22 protein-coding genes are annotated in these 17,449 nt (G+C 62.8%); 14 read left to right on the top strand and 8 right to left on the bottom strand.

Annotated elements, in window-relative coordinates:
• Positions 1-411 precede the first annotated feature (411 nt).
• Complete coding sequence (locus AWC25_RS09565) at positions 412-1,014, top strand: TetR/AcrR family transcriptional regulator (RefSeq protein WP_069402983.1); 603 nt, start codon at positions 412-414, stop codon at positions 1,012-1,014.
• Positions 1,015-1,140: 126 nt separating this feature from the next.
• Here the strand turns inward: AWC25_RS09565 and AWC25_RS09560 are convergent, their stop codons facing one another.
• The gene (locus AWC25_RS09560) at positions 1,141-1,491 is read right to left on the bottom strand and encodes a metal-sensitive transcriptional regulator (RefSeq protein WP_069402984.1); all 351 of its coding nucleotides are present in this window, start codon (positions 1,489-1,491) and stop codon (positions 1,141-1,143) included.
• 127 nt (positions 1,492-1,618) lie between these two features.
• On the opposite strand from AWC25_RS09560, the gene AWC25_RS09555 reads away from it, so the two are divergent.
• The 4 genes from AWC25_RS09555 to AWC25_RS09540 all read left to right on the top strand — a co-directional run bounded on the left by AWC25_RS09555 (position 1,619) and on the right by AWC25_RS09540 (position 4,777).
• Complete coding sequence (locus AWC25_RS09555; RefSeq protein WP_142278764.1) at positions 1,619-1,921, top strand: hypothetical protein; 303 nt, start codon at positions 1,619-1,621, stop codon at positions 1,919-1,921.
• 665 nt (positions 1,922-2,586) lie between these two features.
• Positions 2,587-2,838, top strand: a complete 252-nt coding sequence (locus tag AWC25_RS09550) for a hypothetical protein (RefSeq protein WP_069402986.1) — start codon at positions 2,587-2,589, stop codon at positions 2,836-2,838.
• Between the two features lie 53 nt (positions 2,839-2,891).
• On the top strand, positions 2,892-3,233 hold the full coding sequence (locus AWC25_RS26780; protein ID WP_061558699.1) for a hypothetical protein: 342 nt from the start codon (positions 2,892-2,894) through the stop codon (positions 3,231-3,233).
• Between the two features lie 908 nt (positions 3,234-4,141).
• Positions 4,142-4,777 carry a hypothetical protein gene (locus AWC25_RS09540; protein WP_142278763.1) on the top strand — a complete coding sequence of 212 codons (636 nt, stop codon included), beginning with the start codon at positions 4,142-4,144 and terminating at the stop codon, positions 4,775-4,777.
• A 91-nt stretch (positions 4,778-4,868) separates the two neighbouring features.
• Here AWC25_RS09540 and AWC25_RS09535 read toward each other — a convergent pair whose 3' ends face one another.
• Positions 4,869-6,305: an MFS transporter gene (locus AWC25_RS09535; RefSeq protein ID WP_085166687.1), complete on the bottom strand. Its 1,437-nt coding sequence runs from the start codon at positions 6,303-6,305 to the stop codon at positions 4,869-4,871.
• Positions 6,306-6,594: 289 nt separating this feature from the next.
• On the opposite strand from AWC25_RS09535, the gene AWC25_RS09530 reads away from it, so the two are divergent.
• Entirely contained in the window at positions 6,595-7,419 is an 825-nt protein-coding gene (locus tag AWC25_RS09530) for a YmdB family metallophosphoesterase (RefSeq protein ID WP_085166686.1), read from the top strand.
• Positions 7,420-7,428: 9 nt separating this feature from the next.
• On the opposite strand, the gene AWC25_RS09525 is transcribed toward AWC25_RS09530, so the two are convergent.
• Positions 7,429-8,160, bottom strand: a complete 732-nt coding sequence (locus AWC25_RS09525) for an N-acetylmuramoyl-L-alanine amidase (RefSeq protein ID WP_244899484.1) — start codon at positions 8,158-8,160, stop codon at positions 7,429-7,431.
• Complete coding sequence (locus AWC25_RS09520) at positions 8,157-8,534, bottom strand: DUF4345 domain-containing protein (RefSeq protein WP_176234659.1); 378 nt, start codon at positions 8,532-8,534, stop codon at positions 8,157-8,159. Before AWC25_RS09520 ends, AWC25_RS09525 begins: the two co-directional genes overlap by 4 nt.
• A gap of 223 nt (positions 8,535-8,757) precedes the next feature.
• On the opposite strand from AWC25_RS09520, the gene AWC25_RS09515 reads away from it, so the two are divergent.
• Positions 8,758-9,369: a TetR/AcrR family transcriptional regulator gene (locus tag AWC25_RS09515; RefSeq protein ID WP_211281033.1), complete on the top strand. Its 612-nt coding sequence runs from the start codon at positions 8,758-8,760 to the stop codon at positions 9,367-9,369.
• Between the two features lie 31 nt (positions 9,370-9,400).
• Here AWC25_RS09515 and AWC25_RS09510 read toward each other — a convergent pair whose 3' ends face one another.
• Positions 9,401-10,147 (bottom strand): SDR family NAD(P)-dependent oxidoreductase, encoded by a 747-nt coding sequence (locus AWC25_RS09510; RefSeq protein ID WP_232327393.1) that lies wholly within the window; start codon positions 10,145-10,147, stop codon positions 9,401-9,403.
• A 43-nt stretch (positions 10,148-10,190) separates the two neighbouring features.
• Entirely contained in the window at positions 10,191-10,868 is a 678-nt protein-coding gene (locus tag AWC25_RS09505) for a peroxiredoxin-like family protein (protein ID WP_069402990.1), read from the bottom strand.
• A 163-nt stretch (positions 10,869-11,031) separates the two neighbouring features.
• On the opposite strand from AWC25_RS09505, the gene AWC25_RS09500 reads away from it, so the two are divergent.
• The gene (locus AWC25_RS09500) at positions 11,032-11,766 is read left to right on the top strand and encodes a TetR/AcrR family transcriptional regulator (protein WP_085166684.1); all 735 of its coding nucleotides are present in this window, start codon (positions 11,032-11,034) and stop codon (positions 11,764-11,766) included.
• Here AWC25_RS09500 and AWC25_RS09495 read toward each other — a convergent pair.
• A complete protein-coding gene (locus AWC25_RS09495; RefSeq protein WP_069402992.1) occupies positions 11,660-12,193 on the bottom strand; it encodes a restriction endonuclease in 534 nt (177 codons plus the stop codon). The two genes, AWC25_RS09500 and AWC25_RS09495, sit on opposite strands and share 107 nt — an antisense overlap.
• An 88-nt stretch (positions 12,194-12,281) precedes the next feature.
• The gene (locus tag AWC25_RS09490) at positions 12,282-13,097 is read right to left on the bottom strand and encodes an SDR family NAD(P)-dependent oxidoreductase (RefSeq protein ID WP_158089733.1); all 816 of its coding nucleotides are present in this window, start codon (positions 13,095-13,097) and stop codon (positions 12,282-12,284) included.
• Between the two features lie 103 nt (positions 13,098-13,200).
• On the opposite strand from AWC25_RS09490, the gene AWC25_RS09485 reads away from it, so the two are divergent.
• The 6 genes from AWC25_RS09485 to AWC25_RS09460 all read left to right on the top strand — a co-directional run bounded on the left by AWC25_RS09485 (position 13,201) and on the right by AWC25_RS09460 (position 17,043).
• The gene (locus tag AWC25_RS09485; RefSeq protein ID WP_232327394.1) at positions 13,201-13,509 is read left to right on the top strand and encodes an RNA 2'-phosphotransferase; all 309 of its coding nucleotides are present in this window, start codon (positions 13,201-13,203) and stop codon (positions 13,507-13,509) included.
• 3 nt (positions 13,510-13,512) lie between these two features.
• Positions 13,513-15,357 carry a glycohydrolase toxin TNT-related protein gene (locus AWC25_RS09480; RefSeq protein ID WP_085166683.1) on the top strand — a complete coding sequence of 615 codons (1,845 nt, stop codon included), beginning with the start codon at positions 13,513-13,515 and terminating at the stop codon, positions 15,355-15,357.
• A 58-nt stretch (positions 15,358-15,415) separates the two neighbouring features.
• A complete protein-coding gene (locus AWC25_RS09475) occupies positions 15,416-15,748 on the top strand; it encodes a hypothetical protein (RefSeq protein WP_069403121.1) in 333 nt (110 codons plus the stop codon).
• A gap of 10 nt (positions 15,749-15,758) precedes the next feature.
• Positions 15,759-16,187, top strand: coding sequence for a hypothetical protein (locus AWC25_RS09470; protein ID WP_157118408.1), 429 nt, complete (start codon positions 15,759-15,761; stop codon positions 16,185-16,187).
• 74 nt (positions 16,188-16,261) lie between these two features.
• Entirely contained in the window at positions 16,262-16,600 is a 339-nt protein-coding gene (locus AWC25_RS09465; protein WP_069403122.1) for a hypothetical protein, read from the top strand.
• 5 nt (positions 16,601-16,605) lie between these two features.
• Entirely contained in the window at positions 16,606-17,043 is a 438-nt protein-coding gene (locus AWC25_RS09460; protein WP_069403120.1) for a hypothetical protein, read from the top strand.
• Positions 17,044-17,449 lie beyond the last annotated feature (406 nt).

The following is a 17,449-nucleotide window of genomic DNA, read 5'->3' as shown; positions in this document are numbered from 1 at the left end:
CTCGATGCAATCTGCCGATCTCAGCCCAATCCTCCACAGCCAACAACTCCCTTCTCCTCTCAGCTAGAAGCCGAGAACCGGTCGCAGGGGGTCAAAATTCGGGCGTCGACACGGGGTCAGTTTTCAGACGACGCCGACAATGAGAAACCCCACCGTGAAATTCGAGAAACCAGAAGACGATATGGATTGCGAAGAAGAATGCCAGAACTCCGAACAACGACTTTTGCAGTGACGAGAACCCGCGCCTCCGCTGGTGTTCATCGGCGTTGATCGTCTCTGTCATGGTCCTACCATCCGCTGGGCGGGTAGCTGCATGCGCAAAGCATGGCACATGCAATGTTTTCCTGACAAGGGCCTTGACCCTAAGGTGCTGTGCATGAGGCAACGCGCTGAGCGGGGCGGATTGCGGAGATGACGGAACGGGCACGTACTGCACCGCGTCGTCCAAGTACCGGGCGGCAGGAGCGCGGGGACCGGACCCGCGAATTACTCATCGACGAGACGGTCCGGTGCATTCGTGAGGAAGGCTTCTCTGCGGCCAGCGCGCGGCACATCATTGAACGAGCCGGGTTGAGTTGGGGTGTCATCCAACATCACTTCGGCGACCGCGATGGTCTGTTGACCGCGGTAATCGAAGATGCAGTTGACCGCCTCAGCGCGTCACTCGACCTGTTAGCCGATCCGGCGCAAGTCACGGACACCGAAGAACTGGTGCGGGCGACGTGGGAAGCGTTCGCCAATCCAAAAGCAATGGCGGGATTGGAGATTCTGATCGCCAGCAAGCAGTTGCGTGGCGCGCTTGAGGGGCGGCTCATGCAACGTCTCGGCACGGCGTTGGCCAACATGATGGCGCGATTAGACGCCGCGACCGATGGCGAACATGCCGCCGCGTTGGGGATGCTGCTGTGGACCACACCGGTAGCGATGATGATCGCGGAAATGCTCGCAGCGCACCCGCTGTCCACCAAGGATGCACAGAAGGCGGTTGCCGCGCTCATTGAGGCGCATCGCTGACTAAGGCGATGGCGTCGGCCGCCTCGCCGCTCGCATGCATCCGTTGCGCCAGGGCAACTTCGGCTGATTCAGCGCCGTCGGGCGGCCAATGGACTGCTTTCGCGCACGACGCGGAGGAGGACCAAACTACTGCGAAGCTGCATTGCCGGGTTGCATCGCCTCGTCGCGAGTCGTTCCGTTCAAGTGCGTGTCGGGACCAGTCAACGCCGAGCTGAACTTGAGGGCATCGACTAATTCGGCTATCGCTTTCTGGCCCTTTCCGCCCACCACGGCATCGGAGAAACAGGTCTCCAAATGGTTGTGCAGCATAACGCGGTTGGTTCGCTCCAATGCAGACTGCACCGCCGAGATCTGCTTCATGACATCCACGCAGTAGGCGTCGGTCTCCAGCATTCGGATGATCCCGTCGAGGTGGCCACGCACCGTTTTGAGCCGATTCAGCGCGGATCGCTTTTTAGCCGTCAACTCATCGGACATCGCGGTTCCCTTCCGCCGGTAGCACCGCACCGCTGTTGATTAGGTGAACGTCGCCAGTGTACCCGACCCCACCCCACCCAGGGTGGGGTAGCATGGCGGCGTTTGGTCCCGTATTGGAGGTACAGCTATGGCAGATACAACCGACGCTTCACACCCGTCACATGATCCCGGCACAGTGCGCCACCGTCCGTCTCGCCTCAACCAAGCCCTCGCCTGGGTGGGCATCGTGGCCGGCGGGTTATTTGTCGTCGGCGCGATTTTCTTCTCCGGTTACTTCTTGGACTGGAGCGAGCACGCACCCCTACAGATGGCCCACGCGGCGACGGCGCACGAAGCGAAGGATTGCTGTGCCGACATGAAGCCCGGGGACATGAAGCCCGGGGACATGAAGCCGGGAGACATGAAGCCCGGAGCGACGGGCCAGCGATGATCGGTCCGCGGTCAAGGGGTTAAGCCACTGGGGTGCAACGGCTTCTGCGATGCATCCCGCGCACCAGATGGATTGAGCGCCAGGCCCGGACTCGTTCGCCCGGGCCTGGCGCTTTCTTGCGAAATGCCAAGTGCAGGCGCAACAGTGGTGGTCGCCTCGGTCGCATGCGGATCCGCCGCGCCAATGCCGTTGAGCCGTCGAGCGACGTAACCAGCCGACACGCTCTTCGCGTGCCCGGCGGCTTTGCGCGTGGCTGACCGCCCCTCATCACTCGGTTCCAATTCGAGTCCAGGTTCGATAGGACGGCCCGCCATGCTCGACGTGTCGATGCCCTCGCGAACGAACGCAAGACAGCATTCGGTTGGATGCAAGGCAGAATGTTGTTTGCTCAGCCGTCACTATGTGAACTCAGTGATGACTTTTGCGGCAGAACGAGGAGCTCTCATGACCTATCGCGGCCTTGCGTTGGGGCTCGGCGCGGTGGCGGCGGCGGCCGTCATTCCCGTCACGGCCCACGGCGCGCCGCCGACGAAGTGCCTGACCAACACCCCTACGGGCAAGCAGGTCTACGTCCCATGCGATCTCCTCAACGCCGGCGCCAATTTCCCCCCGGGGCAGCGTTGTCCTCCGCCGCTCGAGCAGTACCCGAAAGATGTGGCCGACTGGTGTGGCGAGGGACCAGGCCTTGCCACTACCACGCCAACCAGCCCGGCGAGCCCGACGGCTCCCACGACCCCGACGACTCCTACCAGTCCGGCGCGGTCGACAAGCTCCACGACCCCCACGAGTCCCGTGACGTCTACCAGTCCGACGACCTCAACAACCTCGGCGACTCCCACGACCTCAACCACCTCGACGACTCCTACGAGCCCGTCGGTTTCAAGCAACGCGGGCTGACCACGAAAAGCGGAGCGTAAATCCGTCGACGTTGAGTGTGACGCGCAGCGATCACTCCTATTAATGTTGATTCATGGGTGGCGAATTCATCGAGATCCGCATAACCCATCCCTGGGAGTGGACGCATCCGACCCGCGAGGCCCTACAACCGCGGCTGCTGGACTGGCAGGTTGATGACAACGGTAGGCACGTCGCCTCGCGCTACCGGATAACCCGCTACGAGCAGGACGGCCAACCCCGGTGGTCGTTGGACGGCACCGGCCAGCACCCCTGGACCAGCGATGACGTCGAGTACCTGAAGGACGTCGCCGAGCACCACGCCGCCCGGCTGTCGCGTCGACAACGATGGCATCCCAAGAGCATGTACAACGGCCAGGAACCGCCGCTGTGGCTCGGTGGTCGTGGGTGGTCCTGAGTAGAACGTGTGCAGCGCGCTGCACAAGAGCGCGCTTGTCGTCGGCCGCGTGGTTGGCGTGTGCATCCCAAATACGTTGTGTCTCATCGTCAGTAGACCTGCGGCGAATTTTTTGAAAGTTCCGGCCACCCCGATCGAAGGTGGCGATGACCGCGGGCGGCATCCTGTTCGAGGACCGACAATGGACAGAAACTCGCAGGGGCGCACACCAACGGTCTTCGTAGACCTCGGCGCATAGAACCACCCGGCGGGCGAGCCGCTCGCAGTAGCCCGGCCGTCTCAGGAATTGTCCCAAGTGCAGAGGCCTTGCCGCAGAGCGTGATCGACAGTTACCTCCGGTCCGACGGCGTCGTTGCGAGCTCGTAGCGGCGCTCGCGACATGGCAACCATGACAACATCTTCGTCGCGATACCCGCGAGTGAAAAATAGACGCCGGCCAACCGGGTCATCGTGCGCAGCCCCATCCGCCGAGCACCAATGGAATGGCGAGGGCGCCAATTTCGATCCTGGGCCGCTTCCCGCGAACGCGGTTTGAGCGACTGGCCCAATCAAACCGTCGAAGTTTATGGGGATCGTGAACAGTGGCGATGCAATTGCCCAAATTCACCCTGCCGATATCTTTTGCAGGTAGTCTGACGGTTCTCCGAACACCAAACCGGTCGTCAGTTCTGACAGGCACCAACGGGGCCCTAATGACAGAAGACTCTACGCCCATAACACACACCGATCCACCGCAGCGGCAACATCAATCGGATCGTGTAACGGTTTGGCGACCATTCGCGTCCACCGCCCAACTCGGACGCCAGATGATTAGCGTTTCAGGCCGGCAGTCCGGAACGCCCCTAGACTGGACATTCTCGATCTGGCTTCTTGGTCTACTTCCAGCCATTTTCGCTTGCTTGCGCCTGATGACCCTCGCACGCGGAAACACTGAGACCCTCAAATCGCTAATGCAAAATCTGAATGTTACGGCGTTGGTGCTGGCAACGATCATTCCACTTGGAAGCTCTCTCCTAACGTGGTGGCTCTTTTTCAGCATCATCGTCAAGGTAGGGTCCGCACGAAAGCCTGGTCGATGGCCATCTCTTGTGTTGCTTCTCCTTCTCGTTGGATTCATCGACTTTTTTGCGATGCCGTTGCGATACATCCTTATCAATCTCGGATGCTTCGTCGTGCTGGTCTCGTGCATGGTTGGCGTGGTGTTGATGCGTCACTTCTCCCATCCGGCCGCCGAAAAAGTAAACACGGGAATGGCGCAGGCGTGGGCTGTCATGTTCGTGGCTGCGCCACTACTTTTTTGGCTCAGTTCGGGTGTTTGGCTTCCGAAGGAGAGGTTGACTGTCGCTGCGAAAGTGAAAGAACCGGTCTATGTGCTGTCCTACGACGAGCGTTGGGTCAAATACATGGATGAAGATCGCGTTGTGCATATTGTGCGGACGCCGGAGGTCACGAGCCGGGACGCCGTAGGTGCATCGAAGTCGGTCTGGTACCAGACCCCGTCCCTGTTGTGGCAGGAATGGCGGTCGCGGCACCAAGCCAAATAGCAGGAACGGTTGACACCGAGTTCGCTTCCAGAAAACGCGGCGAGCGAATGACGCATGTCGTTGTTAACTCCGGCTATGCCACCACTTAGGGCTATGCACCCAGACCTTCCGTGGGCGCTGCTCGCACCCCCCAGCGCATACCAGCGCTCGCGTCATCCAGTGGGACCCTGGATGGGTCGCGCAGCACCAGCGTTGCGGCACCCGCGAGCAGGAAGCACACACCGGCTAGCAGCGTGGTGATGCGCAGCCCCATTCCGCTCAGCACCAAGGGCGTCAGCAGAGCGCCGATGAAACCGCCCACTTTGCCCAGGCACGACGACAACCCGTGCCCGGTGCTGCGCACGGTGGTGGGATAGCACTCCGCGCCGAGCAAGATCAGCGCATAGTTCGGGCCGAAGGTGGTGCCGAATAACGACAGTCCAAACACCGCCGCGAACGCGATGACGGTATGGGTCAATCCCGGAATTACGGTGATCAGCAACATCGACGCCGCGCACAACGCCAATCCCGAGATCTGCAGGGTGGTGCGGCGCAATCGATCCACCACCGTCAACCCGACGAGCGCACCGCTCAGGCCAAAGCAGATCATCAGCACGGCATTGATCGCCACATTGGTGATGGTCGCGGTCGACGGCGAGATGCTTTTGATCAGCAGCGGTTGGCTCACCGCGTTGCCGTAGGTGGCGATGTTGAAGAAGAACCAACTGCCGCCGGTGCCGATCAGCGTGATCAGAAAGGGCCGGTTGGTCAGCACCTCAAAGAGCCGGACCTTGACCCGTGCCTTGCTGGTGGCGGCGGCAAGCGGTGTGGTCGCCGAGAACGCTGACAGGTCGCTTTCGGCGCGTTCGCGGTCCCGGGCGACTCGCAATGTCCAGCGCGGCGACTCCGGCATGTGTCGGCGATTCCACAACACCAACAGCGCCGGCAGCGCACCGAGGCCCAGAATGAGCCGCCAGGCCAGCTCATGCGGCGTTCCCGTCGCCAGAATGAGCAGCGCCGCAAGGTATGCCGCGACCTGACCCAACGCGAAAAACAGGAACGCGAAGCCGACAACCCGGCCGCGGTTGAAGCGATTGGCGTACTCCGTCGTGATCACACTGGACGCGGGGTAGTCGCCGCCGATACCGACACCGAGGATGAACCGGGCCACCAGCAACCAGGTGAAGTTTGGTGCGAACGCCGACAGCAATGCACCGACCACCATGATGGCGGCCTCCAGGCCGTACACGGTGCGCCGGCCGAGCAGATCGCCGAGCCGGCCGAAGACGAACGCGCCGATGGCCACCGCCAGCAGGGCCGAGCTGGTCAGCAGCGCCACCTGTCCGGAACTCAGCCCAAACTCAGGCTTGACCAGCAAGATGACGGTGCCGATGACGTTGAGGTCGTAGGCATCAGTGAAAAAGCCGGCGCCCGCGGTCGCGGCGGCCTTGAGGTGAAACAAGCTCAGCGGGGCGTTGTCGAGAGCTTCCTCGATCGGATCCACTGGTGTCCGGGCGGCCGTCGTGCTGGCATCCAGGGTCCGTGTCATGTACTTCTCCCTGATGGCGAGGAACCGTCAAATACCTCCTGGAGTTTCAGGATCTATGCGACCGCGATACCGAACGTCGTTGACGCGGGCGTTAACACCAGGGGAATGTGCGTGGCCGTCATGCGGATAAGTGAGGCACATCTCAAATTCGCGGCATATCAACAGTTTTCGGCGAACAAGTAGCCGGATACACCACGTCGTGTAACCGCCCCGTTGCCAGTTGGCCATCCGTGGTGCGTACACCGGGGCCGTGCCCGGGATCACCAGGCCCGCTGACGAATGGGGGAACATGGCCCGCGTGCTTTTTCTCGGGGATGTCGTCGGTCCGGCTGCGCTCGATTATGTCTGCGCGCGCATGCCCGGGCTGCGTTCGCAATGCGAGGTGGACCTTGCCGTGGTCAACGCGGAGAACGCGCAGCGCAGCGGACCCCGTATCCGAACCGGCTTTGGGCTCAGTGTCGAAGCGGCAGAGCGCCTGTTGGAGTCGGGCGTCGACGTCATCACCGGGGGCAATCATTCCTGGGACGGGGATATGGCGGACGTGGAGAAGGTGCTCGCCCACCCGAGGGTGCTACGCCCGTTCAACATGCCCGACGGCCTGCCCGGCTCCGGGGTGCTCCAATTGAACGTCTCGGGAATGGATTTCACCGTGGTCAACCTGATGAGCAGGACCGCCGTGGTCGAGCCGGAGCCGCTGTTCAGCCGATGGTTGACCGGACGACAACACCTGACGTCCCCGTGGCAGGCGTGGCAGTCGATTGACCGGAGCGGCGCGGTCGTCGTGGATTTCCACGGGTTGAGCATCAACGAAAAGCAGGCATTCGCCCACGCTGTTGCCGGCACTGCCGCCGCGGTGTTAGGTACCCACACCCACGAGGCGACGCTGCCGTTGCATCTGCTGCCCGGGGGCACCGCGCTGGTCACCGACGTCGGAATGACCGGCGCGACAGGCGGTGTCATCGGCATCGACCCGGAGCATTGGGTGGCCGAGATCCGCGGCGAGGACTATGGCGCGTTGCCGCCGTACCGGTTGGCGTCAGGGCCGATGACGATGGGCGCGGTGCTGTTGACCATCGACGGCATGCGGTGCACCGCCATAGAACGGGTGCACTGAGCACGGCTACTAGTGGCCGGCCTCGATTGCTGCGACTCGCTCGGCCGCTTCGGGTCCACAGAACGACTGCAGGTTGACCGGTCCGGCGGCCAGCAGGTTGGTGATGCGCCGCTTCAAGTCACCGGAGCTCAGATGGGCATACAGGTTGGCCCCCGGGCATGACGTGTTGGCGAGGTCCCGATGGCCCGCCAGGGTATCGGGCGCGATGACGAAGCGTTGTGCGGCCCAGGCGAATGCCAACGCGGCACCGTGCAGCTGGGCCTCCGACACCTCCTCGCGATCAAAGTCGCCCTCACACAAAACGAGGAAATGGCCCGTGGTGTTGTAGTCCGTCGCGGTGTCACCCGCATACTCGGTGCCGCGCAGTGCGTAGATGTTGCCGTTGCGGTCCACCCCAACGTGATAGGCGATGTCGATCCAGCCCAGCTGATCCTGGTGATAGCGCTGGTCCTGGCGCAGCCGACCGGGACTATTGCGGTTGTCGCCGAGCACCACAGCTTCGTGGTGCAGCGTCATCCGGGTGATCGTATGGACTCGTCCACCAGGCCGCGCCGGGCGGGCACCCCAGGCGTCACGGCAGAGTAGCGGTGCGGCAACAGGATTCGGCCGGGCGGGATCCGCCACGCTTGGCGGTGCGCAGGCGGCAATGGTGGCGGCCAACCCGACGTTGCCGACCAGCCGCAGCATGTGACGACGGCTGACGGCATCCGGATCCCGTGGTGGCCGTTCGACCGTAGTCATCCCCCCGCCGTAAGCAGCAGCGCGGTGGCGCCCACCACCTCTACGAGAAAGTAAAACCAGTTGGGATAGAACGGAGTTCGGCCGTCGATGACCGCGGAAACCAGCCGGCCGAATGCCATACCCGCCAGGGCCAGGCCGACGGCGATCATGATTCCCGTTCGAGGCGACCCAGTGTCCGATTGCTGGGCCGCGAATGCCAATGCCCCTGCGATCGCGAGCCCGAAGCCGCCGTAGACGGCACGTACCTCGGCGCGGGATTCCGGCTTGGGCAGCGTGATGCCGAATACCCGAATCAACGCCGCCGGAGCCGCCAATGCATAGATGCCCATGCCCAAGAAAAACACGGCGGTCACTACCAGCACCGAGATCGTCACCGCAGCCTCCTGTTTTGATCACGCTAGGAGTCAGTATGGCCGTTGGCGCCCGTACCGTTCGCAACTTCAACCAACAGATCGTCGAGGCGTCGGGTCAAGTTCCAACCCCAACGCTCTGGGCTCGCCGGCCCCACTCCCTCGACCACTCGGTGGCGGCCGATGCGCAATGATCTGCTGGTGAGCACACCGCAAGGACCCCGCGCCGGCCACCGCGTTGCAACTGGTGCTGTCCGCCGAGCGGCTTTTTGCCCAGCACGGACTCGCGGGCGTCTCGTTGCGCCAGATCTCGATGGAGGCCGGGTCCTCGAACAACTCGGCCATCCGTTACCACTTCGGATCCAAAGACGGCCTGCTGCGGGCGATCTTCGCCTACCGAATCAACGACCTGATGCAACGACGCGCGCTGCTACGGGCCCGAGCGGATCCCAACAATCTGCGCGCGCAACTGGAGGCGCACGTCCTGCCGCTGCTCGAGTTCGCGGAGTCGCCGGACAGCTCGTATGTGTCGTTTGTCGAGCAGCTGCAGCGCAGTGGGCAGGTCGACTTCTTCCTGTTCCAATCGGATGCGATGCGGTCGCAGGAAGAGTTCACCTCCGGGATGCAGCGCCTGCTATCACACCTGCCGGACCCGGTGCGTGTCATGCGAATTCAGCACGCCCAAGATCTCGCGGTGCACATCGCCGCCGAACGCGAGCGGGCGATCCGCCGCGATGACGCAGTCGTCCCCTTCGCCCTGTTCGTCAGCGGCGTGGTCGATGGGCTCACGGGATTTCTCGAGGCGCCGGTATCCGCGGAAACCACTGCGCTAATCACACGGGACAACCCGAATTCGTAACCCGTGCGATCGGCGACGCGGTGCGACGGTTTCAGACCGCGATACGGCCCCCGTCAACGGGCAGAACGGCGCCGTGGATCTGGCTCGCGGCCGGCGAGGCCAAGAAGACGATCGCGTTCGCGATGTCGGCGGGAGTGCCGACCTTCCGCGAGGGCAGCGCCGCGGCCATCTCATTGAGCATGTCTTGCATCCCTGCGGTGCCCTCGGTGTCGGTAGGGCCGGGGCTTACTGCGTTGACCCGCACTCCAGACGGGCCGAACTCGGCCGCCCATGCCTTGGTGAGTAATTGCATGGCAGCCTTGCTCGACCCGTAGAGCGACATTCCGGAAGCGCCAAAGTTGGCAACCATCGTGCTGACGTTGACGATCGCGCCGCCGCCGCGCTCGGCCATCCGCGGCGCAAGCTCGGCGACAAGGAAATAGGGGGCGCGGACGTTGACGTCGAACACCGCATCGAAGTCGTCGACGGTCACTTGTGTAGTCGGGCCCATCGGGAAGAGCCCGGCGTTGTTCACCAAGACATCGACGTGGCCGACCAGCCGGGTCGTTTCGGCGGCTAGTGCGCGGACGCCGCCGATCTGGCCGAGCTCGGCGGCGACAAAATCTGCCTGGCCACCGCTCTCACGGATCTTGGTGACCACGGCATCACCACGTGTCTTGTCGCGACCGCTGACGATCACGTGTGCGCCGCGGGACGCGAACTGCTGGGCAGCCGCATGGCCAATGCCGCTGGTGCTTCCGGTGATGAGCACCGATTGACCGATGAAATCGTGAGACACGAAGGGCTCCTTAGGTTTCGGAGGTTGTGCGTTTGTCGGCCGGTCAGTGGAGGGCGTTGAGGGCGGCGAGGATGTCGCCGACTTCGGTGCGTGTCGTGTAGTTGGGGTGCACATCAATCCAGCGGATCACCCCCGCGGCGTCCACGATGACGACAGTCGGCATGGGCACGTCGTGGCTGCCATCGGCATTTACGTCGGTCAACGAGATGCCCATGGCGCGCTGGGCGGCCCGGGCCTTGTCTGTTGGCGCGGTCAGCACGCCCAACCGCTTGGCGATCGTGTTGCCCGGATCCGACAGCACCGTGAACGTGAGCTCGTTCTTCTCTTTCATGGACAGCGATCCGTCCGGCTTCTGCGGGCTGATCGCGACGAGCTCGACGCCCCTGTCGGCCAGCGCCGGAACCAGGTCTTCCTGATAGGCGTGCAGCGCCAAATTGCAGTACGGGCACCACGCACCGCGATAGAGCACGACGACGGCGACGCGGCCGGCCCGAGCGGTCGACAGCGTCGTGGACGCGCCATGCACGTCGAGAAGGGTGAAATCGCCGAGTATGTCCCCGGGTTCGGCGATGCCCGCGGGAATTCCCCGTTCGCCTAGCTCCGTCTGCTCGGCGCTGAACACGTCAACTATCTCGTCGGGGACCTTCCCCGCCATCCCCTCCTGAAGCTTGGCCACGCGATCGGCGATGGTGGTGATGTTGGCGTCGGCAGCGGTGGTCATTGCAGTCCTTTCACACATAGGCCGGCGTCACAGCAAACCCGGCATGGTCGACATCCGATACCTTGCGAGTAGAAAAATGGAGTGTCAACTCCAAAATCGCCTAGACTGGAGTTGACACTCCCATTGCCGTCCGAGTCGAATGGCGGCCGAGAGGGGGTTGCGAATGCCGACAGCCGCACCGGAAAAACTGACGCCGAAGGGGCGCGCTACCCGCGAACGGATCGTGGCGGCCGCCGCCGAGCTGATGTCCCGCCACGGGGTAGCCCGCACCACGATCGAAGACATTCAGCATGCCGCGGGGATCAGCACCTCGCAGATGTATCACTATTTCGCCGACAAGGGCGCCCTCGTCGCCGCAGTCATCGACTTCCAGACCGACCAGGTTCTCGCGGTGCAGCAGCTAGGACTGGATCGCCTGGAGAGCCTCGAAGACCTGCGCCGGTGGCGCGACATCATGGTCAACACAGTGCGCGGCCTGGGTTGCGTCGGAGGATGCCCGATCGGATCACTGGCCGGCGAACTCGCCGAAACCGATCCGCTCGTGCGTGCCCAACTCGAGCGGTCGTTTGCCCAGTGGGAAAACATGATTCGCGACGGACTGGACGCCATCGCCGCACGCGGCGAAATCCCCGACGGCACTGACGTCGACAATCTGGCACTTGCGATGCTGGCCGCAGTCCAGGGTGGCCTGCTACTCGCCCAAATCCGCCGCGACACGGCGCCGCTGGCAGCCGCTATCGACACCATGGATCGAATACCTTGGCGCCCTGGGGGTCCGGTAACCGCAGGCCTCAGTTACCCAGCACGTTGGTGGGCGCGGGTACCCAATTTTGCAGCGCCTTGCGCCCGATCAACTGGCAGCCGTGTGTGTATGCCAATTGCTTTGCTGCAGCGGTGAATTCCTGATTGCTGACCACGATGCTCCGGGTGCACCCGTGGTGCCGAGCGCCCGCGACCACCTGCTGAACGGCGGCAACGCCAACTGTTTTCGCATGCCGCTTGCATTGGACCGCCACGTATTCGCCGTCTTTGTGGACGATCAGATCGACGCCGTAATCGCCCACGGCCGGAGTAAAGTCGACCTGCCAGCCGGCCCGCTGGATCCGGGCGGCAATGTAGTCTTCGAACTCCACGCCGTTCATCGCGTCAATTTCCCTGATGGCCGTGTCGGCTCGCAGCCGCCGCGAGCGGCGGTAGGCCGGTTGGATCAAGCCCGCGAGGAGAAGTCCGCAGCATGCTCCTACCAGGCCGAGCGAGACGCGGTGCCCGATGAAACCAACCAGGAGTCCGAAGTACAGCGGCAGGAACAGAAACGCCGTCTTCATGCCGCGTCAGCGATGCAGGACACCCGATGCATGAGTCGATCATAGGGACGAGCACTGACAGACAACGGGTTTCACCGCCTGTGCCCGGCTAGCTGGAACCCTTGCCCAACCCGCGTTCCATAAACGTGCCCATGAACGTCACGGCACGACGGCGCGGCATGATCCGGGTGTTCAACAGAGTGACCAACCGGTTTGGGTACCCGGGCATGACGAGATGCTTGCGGCCTACGGCTTTGAGCGTCTCCGCCGCGGCGTCGCGAGGGTCGGCGATCTGCCACCGCGGATACCGTGCGAACGCATCACCCTGTGTGTCCATCAGACCCGCGGACATGACCAGGACGTCGATGCCGGTCCCGCGGGTCTCGTACCACAGCACCTCACCGAAGACGAGTTGAAATGCCTTGTTGGCGGCGTATGCGCCGGTGTACGGCGCGGGAATCAGGCCGGACCCCGACGAAACGATGACGATGGCCCCTCGTCCGCGCGGTTTCATCAGATGGGCGAAACGGTAGATCAGGTTGACGTACGCTCGCGCATTGATGTCGATCATCGCGTTGTGCACATCCAGCGGCATATCGAGGATCTTCGGTGTGTCCTTGGGCGTGTACATGTGGTTGCAGACCAGAACGTCGATGTCGACGTCGGCCACTTCGTCCAGGATCCGCGGATAGACCGCCAAGTCGCCGAGATCGGCAGCGATGGTGCGGACTTGGATGCCGTACTCGGTTCGAAGCGTCGCCGCACGGGCGGTCAATTCCTCGGCGAGGATGTCCACGAGGACAACATTGATGCGACGGCCGGCGATCTCCCGCGCATAAGCAAAACCCAGTCCTTCCTGCCGGGCGCTGCCGGTGACCAGTGCCCAGGAACCGGCATATCGGTCAAGAGGATGTCGACGAGTCACCTGCGAATCGTAGGGCGTGGCCGTCCCAGACAGGTGAAGGGCGGGGCCCGACGAAACGAGCTAAGCTTCACGACACCGTGCTGGGGACCGGAGGGGGGTCGTCGTGGCTGATGAGCTGGATGTAGAGCTTGTCGCGCTGCAGGTGGGCAGCAACCATGTACTCAATGGGATCGGCGAGGCCGCTGTCGACTTCGTTGGCCACGAGGACGGGCTGGCCGGTGCCGCGCCGGGCTGGGTCGGCTCCTCCCAGCTGGCACTGTCTCAGCTCGCGGCGCGGTGGGAGACGCAGAACAGCCGGCACCGGCTTCGCGTGGGGCAGTTGGGGACCCACGTCGCCGAGGCGATGGTCGGCTATTCCAAAAGCGAGGACGAGTCGGCCGGCGCGCTCAGGTCGGTGCTGGAGCAGGGGTAGCGAGTGGGGTCGCTGACTCCTGCTGACGTCAAGCGCTGGGATCTCAGCGCAATCCGCGCGGTGTTCCAGACAGCGAGCGGGCGCGCCGCAACATTGCAGCGGTTGGGCGACAACTTGCAGCAGGCGCACGACGTTCTCGCCGAGTGGCAAGGCGAGGCGGGCGACGCGTTTCGCGCCGACGTGGGCAAGGTTCGTCGCGATATCGAGGCCGACGGCGCCGAGGCCAAACAGGTGGCAGCAGCGGTGGAGCGTGCCGAGGCCGACGTGAGTGCGTGCAAGAGTGAGCTGGACGGCATCGAGCGGGCCGCTCAGGCGAACGGTTGGGCAATCACATCGGACTGGCGAATTGATCCGGGGCCCAAAGGGATTCCGGCAAATAGAATCGATCTGGCCCATCAGCTGGAGATCTTGCAGAGCGAGCTCAACGCCTGCAAGGTGCACGCCCACACGGCCGATCATGAGCTAGCCGCCGCGATCGCCGCAGCCGTTGGTGGAGCGCCGCTGAACGCCGGCGGATCCGCGCCGGGCGGTGCTCCCACCGCGCAAGGCGCGACGAACCGCGCGCCCGGGGGCAAGCCGAAGACCTGGCAAGACCTGGTGATGCCGCCCGGTGCCGCGGATGCCACGCCGGCCGGTGCCGGGCCGGGGGACCCGGCAGCTTCCCGCAGTACCCCGAAGACGTGGCAGGACCTGGTGATGCCCCCCACTGCGGCCGGGACTCCGCCGGGCCATGCGCCATCTGAGGCCCCACCGAAGGCTCCGCCTGCAGCAGCCGTCGCTCCGAGCGGTGCCCCGCCAAAAGGTGCGCCGATCGCCGCCGGCGCCGTTGGCAAGCCCAAGACCTGGCAGGACATGCTGTTGCCCGCCGGCCGGTTGCCACCCCAGCCGCTGAATCCCGCGGACGTGGAGACCGCCAAGGGGTTGTTACGCAATGTGATGCTTGGTGACGGCGTGCCGCCGGATCAGGTCGAAGCACGCCTGAACGAGGTTGTTGCCGCGGCCCAGCGATACGTCGACAACGGCATGCCCAACTACATCCCGCCCGAGCCGAAGGCCCCGCCGCCACCGGGCTTTGGTGAAGGATTCGGCGATCGCTGGCGGGCCACCGAGCAAGGCATCCACAACCTTCTCGGGGTGGGCGGACCCGGGGCGCCGGGCGTGCTCGAGTCATGGACGCAGATGGTCAAGGGAACCTTGGAGACCGTTCAAAACCCAGTGGGCGCCGCGGTCGAGGAGGTCAGGGGCGCGTTGGACTCGCCGAGCCCCGCCTACTATCTCGGCGGCAAAGGGGCAGATGCAGCTTTCGCGGTGCCGGGAATGATTTTCGGTCCGGAGGGAGCCTTGGTGAGGGCGGGCCTTCCCGCAGAAGTCGTCACTGAAGGTGGTGCACCCTTATCTGTTGTACGCGGGTGGCACCCTACGGGCGGGATGCCTTGGGATGACTTCGTATCTGAATTCGGAACTCCGCAAGCGCGCAACTACCCGTTGAACGATGGTTTTCCGCTCGGTTATGTTCCGCGGCCGGTCCAGCTGCCCGAGGGTGCAATCATCGACCGCTTCGGATCGGAGTATGGCCGCTATCTTGCGCCCGATGGCACCCCTTTTCCCGATCGCGCCTTGGCGCCGGAGTCGGTCGGCGGAGACTACAACCGGTACATAGTCACTGGAAAGCCGCTGCCACCAGGTTGGCAAATCTTGGAAGGACCAGTACAGGCGTATTACGGCCAGACGCCATCGCCAGGCGCGGTGCAATACATGATCGTGGGCCCAGACGGTGTGAGAGTAAGTGTAAAAGAGTTGGTAGACAGGGGAATTCTTGATGACTATGGGCCGCGCCTGGGACGATAAGTCTTCGCAACTGCAAACCGAGATAAATCGGTTATCTGAGCAGCTTGGTGTCCAGCCCATGCTCGTCGGTTTCAGAACGAAGGACGACTTGAATATCTATGTCGGCGAGGACGGTTCATATCATTTCGCTTTCTATGAGCGCGGCAAGTTAGGCTTCGATAGAGTGGGTAGCCTCAACGACTTGCTCTACTGGTATACAGAAGGCGTGGTGACGCAGAGAGCTGCAAAAATGATTGGAGACCGCGCGGAGCGGTTTGCGTATGAGTTCCAGATCTTAAGTCAATTCGATGTTGAGTGGGCGAAAAGGCGGGTGCGCGAGCTCGCCGCAGTTTTTCGCAACGGCCAACCAGAAGACATCGCACTCCTTCCTGATATCGGGGAGCCAATTTAAGGGTCCAATGATGGAGACAGGCGGTTTCACGCTCGAAGTCCAATCGATCGTTGGGCCAGTCTTGTCGGGCATGGGGTTCACCCTGGATACCGTCGACGAAAGTGTTGACGAGGGAGGCCGAACGGGCTGGGTTGTGATTTACCGAGGTGTGGACTGCAAGATCCAGATCTATTACTCGTCCCGGGAGGGTGAAGTGAACGCCATGATCGGCCCACTCGACGCACCGAACAAGCATGGCGCCTACGACGACTCGGGAAAGTGGCGATATTTCAGCGATCTTGAAACACAGCCCATTGTATCGTTGGAAGAGTTGGTGAAAAATCTTCGTGCTGAACGCGCAAATTTTGAAACCACGTCGACCTGGCTCGAATGGATTACGAAGGAGCGTATCCTTCGTTACTTCGACTCGGCGCATGCCGTGGTGGTCGGGAGGCAGTAGTGCACCGCTGTCGGTCCGCCTCGGAAGTTCAAGCCGAGATCGATCGGCTGTCGGACAGCCTTGGGGTTCCGTCTATGCCAATCGGGCTTCGAACGCGCGACGGTCTGAATATTTATGTCGCCGACGACGGCTTGTATCACGTTACCTTCTTTGAGCGCGGCCAATTGGGATTTGACCGGGTGGGGAGCCTCGATGACATTCTGTACTGGTACACCGAGGGCGTGGTGGCGGACCAAGCTGCAAAATTGGTTGGCGATTGTTCCGAGCGCTTCCGGTATGAGTTTCAGGTCTTGAGCCGATTCAGCGTCGACTGGGCGAAAAGGCGGGTGCGCGAGCTCGCCGCAATTTTCCGTGACGGCCAACCGGAAGACATCGCCTTACTTCCGGACATTGGTGAACCTCTAAACGATTGAATGATATGCAGGAGTTCCTGACCAAAGTGCGCCGGATTGTCGAGCCGCTATTGAGCGAACTGGGCTTCCAAGTCGACGAATTCGATGCCGACGTAGACGACTGGGGCCGGACGGGCGCGGTCGTGTACTTCCGATCCGTCGATTGCAAAATACAGAATTATGACTCTAGTCGAGAGGGTTCGATCAATTGCATGATCGCTCCGCTGCACGCTCTCAACGTATTCGGACCACATGATCAGTCCGGTATGTGGCAGTACCTTCCTAGATTCGGACTGCGGCAGGGCGTTCCGCTCGATGCGGTTCGGGAGACTGCCTTGCCTGACTTCCCCACAACCGACCAGTTCTTAGAGTCCGTGCGTGGCCGGATCGAAAGGTATTTCCCCATCGCGCACGCGGGTATTTTGCAAATGCGCGGTGCGGAGTATTGGCACCCCCGGCCGTAGCAACCACATAAATCGTGTTCAGCTCGACGAAATAAGGACGGCGAGTGATGGCGGAAGTCGGTTTCCCGAATGGAGTCCAATCGATGGTTGGACCAGTCTTGTCGGGCATGGAAGTCACCTGGATACCGTCGATCACAGCGTTGACGAGGGAGGCCGGCCGATTGGGGTCCGTCGCGTTATACCGAGGGGTCGACTGCAAGATGCAGATCAACTACTCGTCCCGGGAGGCTGAGGTGAACGCAATGATTGGCCCCCGAGGTCATAGCCGCCACGGCGCAAGTCGCTCAGCGGCGAGCACCGGCGAACGTTCAGCTCGCAGGGTTTGACCGGGTCAAGTCCAGGGACGTGGTGTAGGACGTCGTCGTGTGATTCTTCGAGTTTGGTGGTTCAGGCGGTCAGGGCCGCC

It is taken from the genome of Mycobacterium sherrisii, from assembly GCF_002102355.1.
Classification (GTDB): domain Bacteria; phylum Actinomycetota; class Actinomycetes; order Mycobacteriales; family Mycobacteriaceae; genus Mycobacterium; species Mycobacterium sherrisii.
Note: the sequence above shows the minus strand (reverse complement) of the source record. Positions and strands in the feature narration are given on the sequence as shown.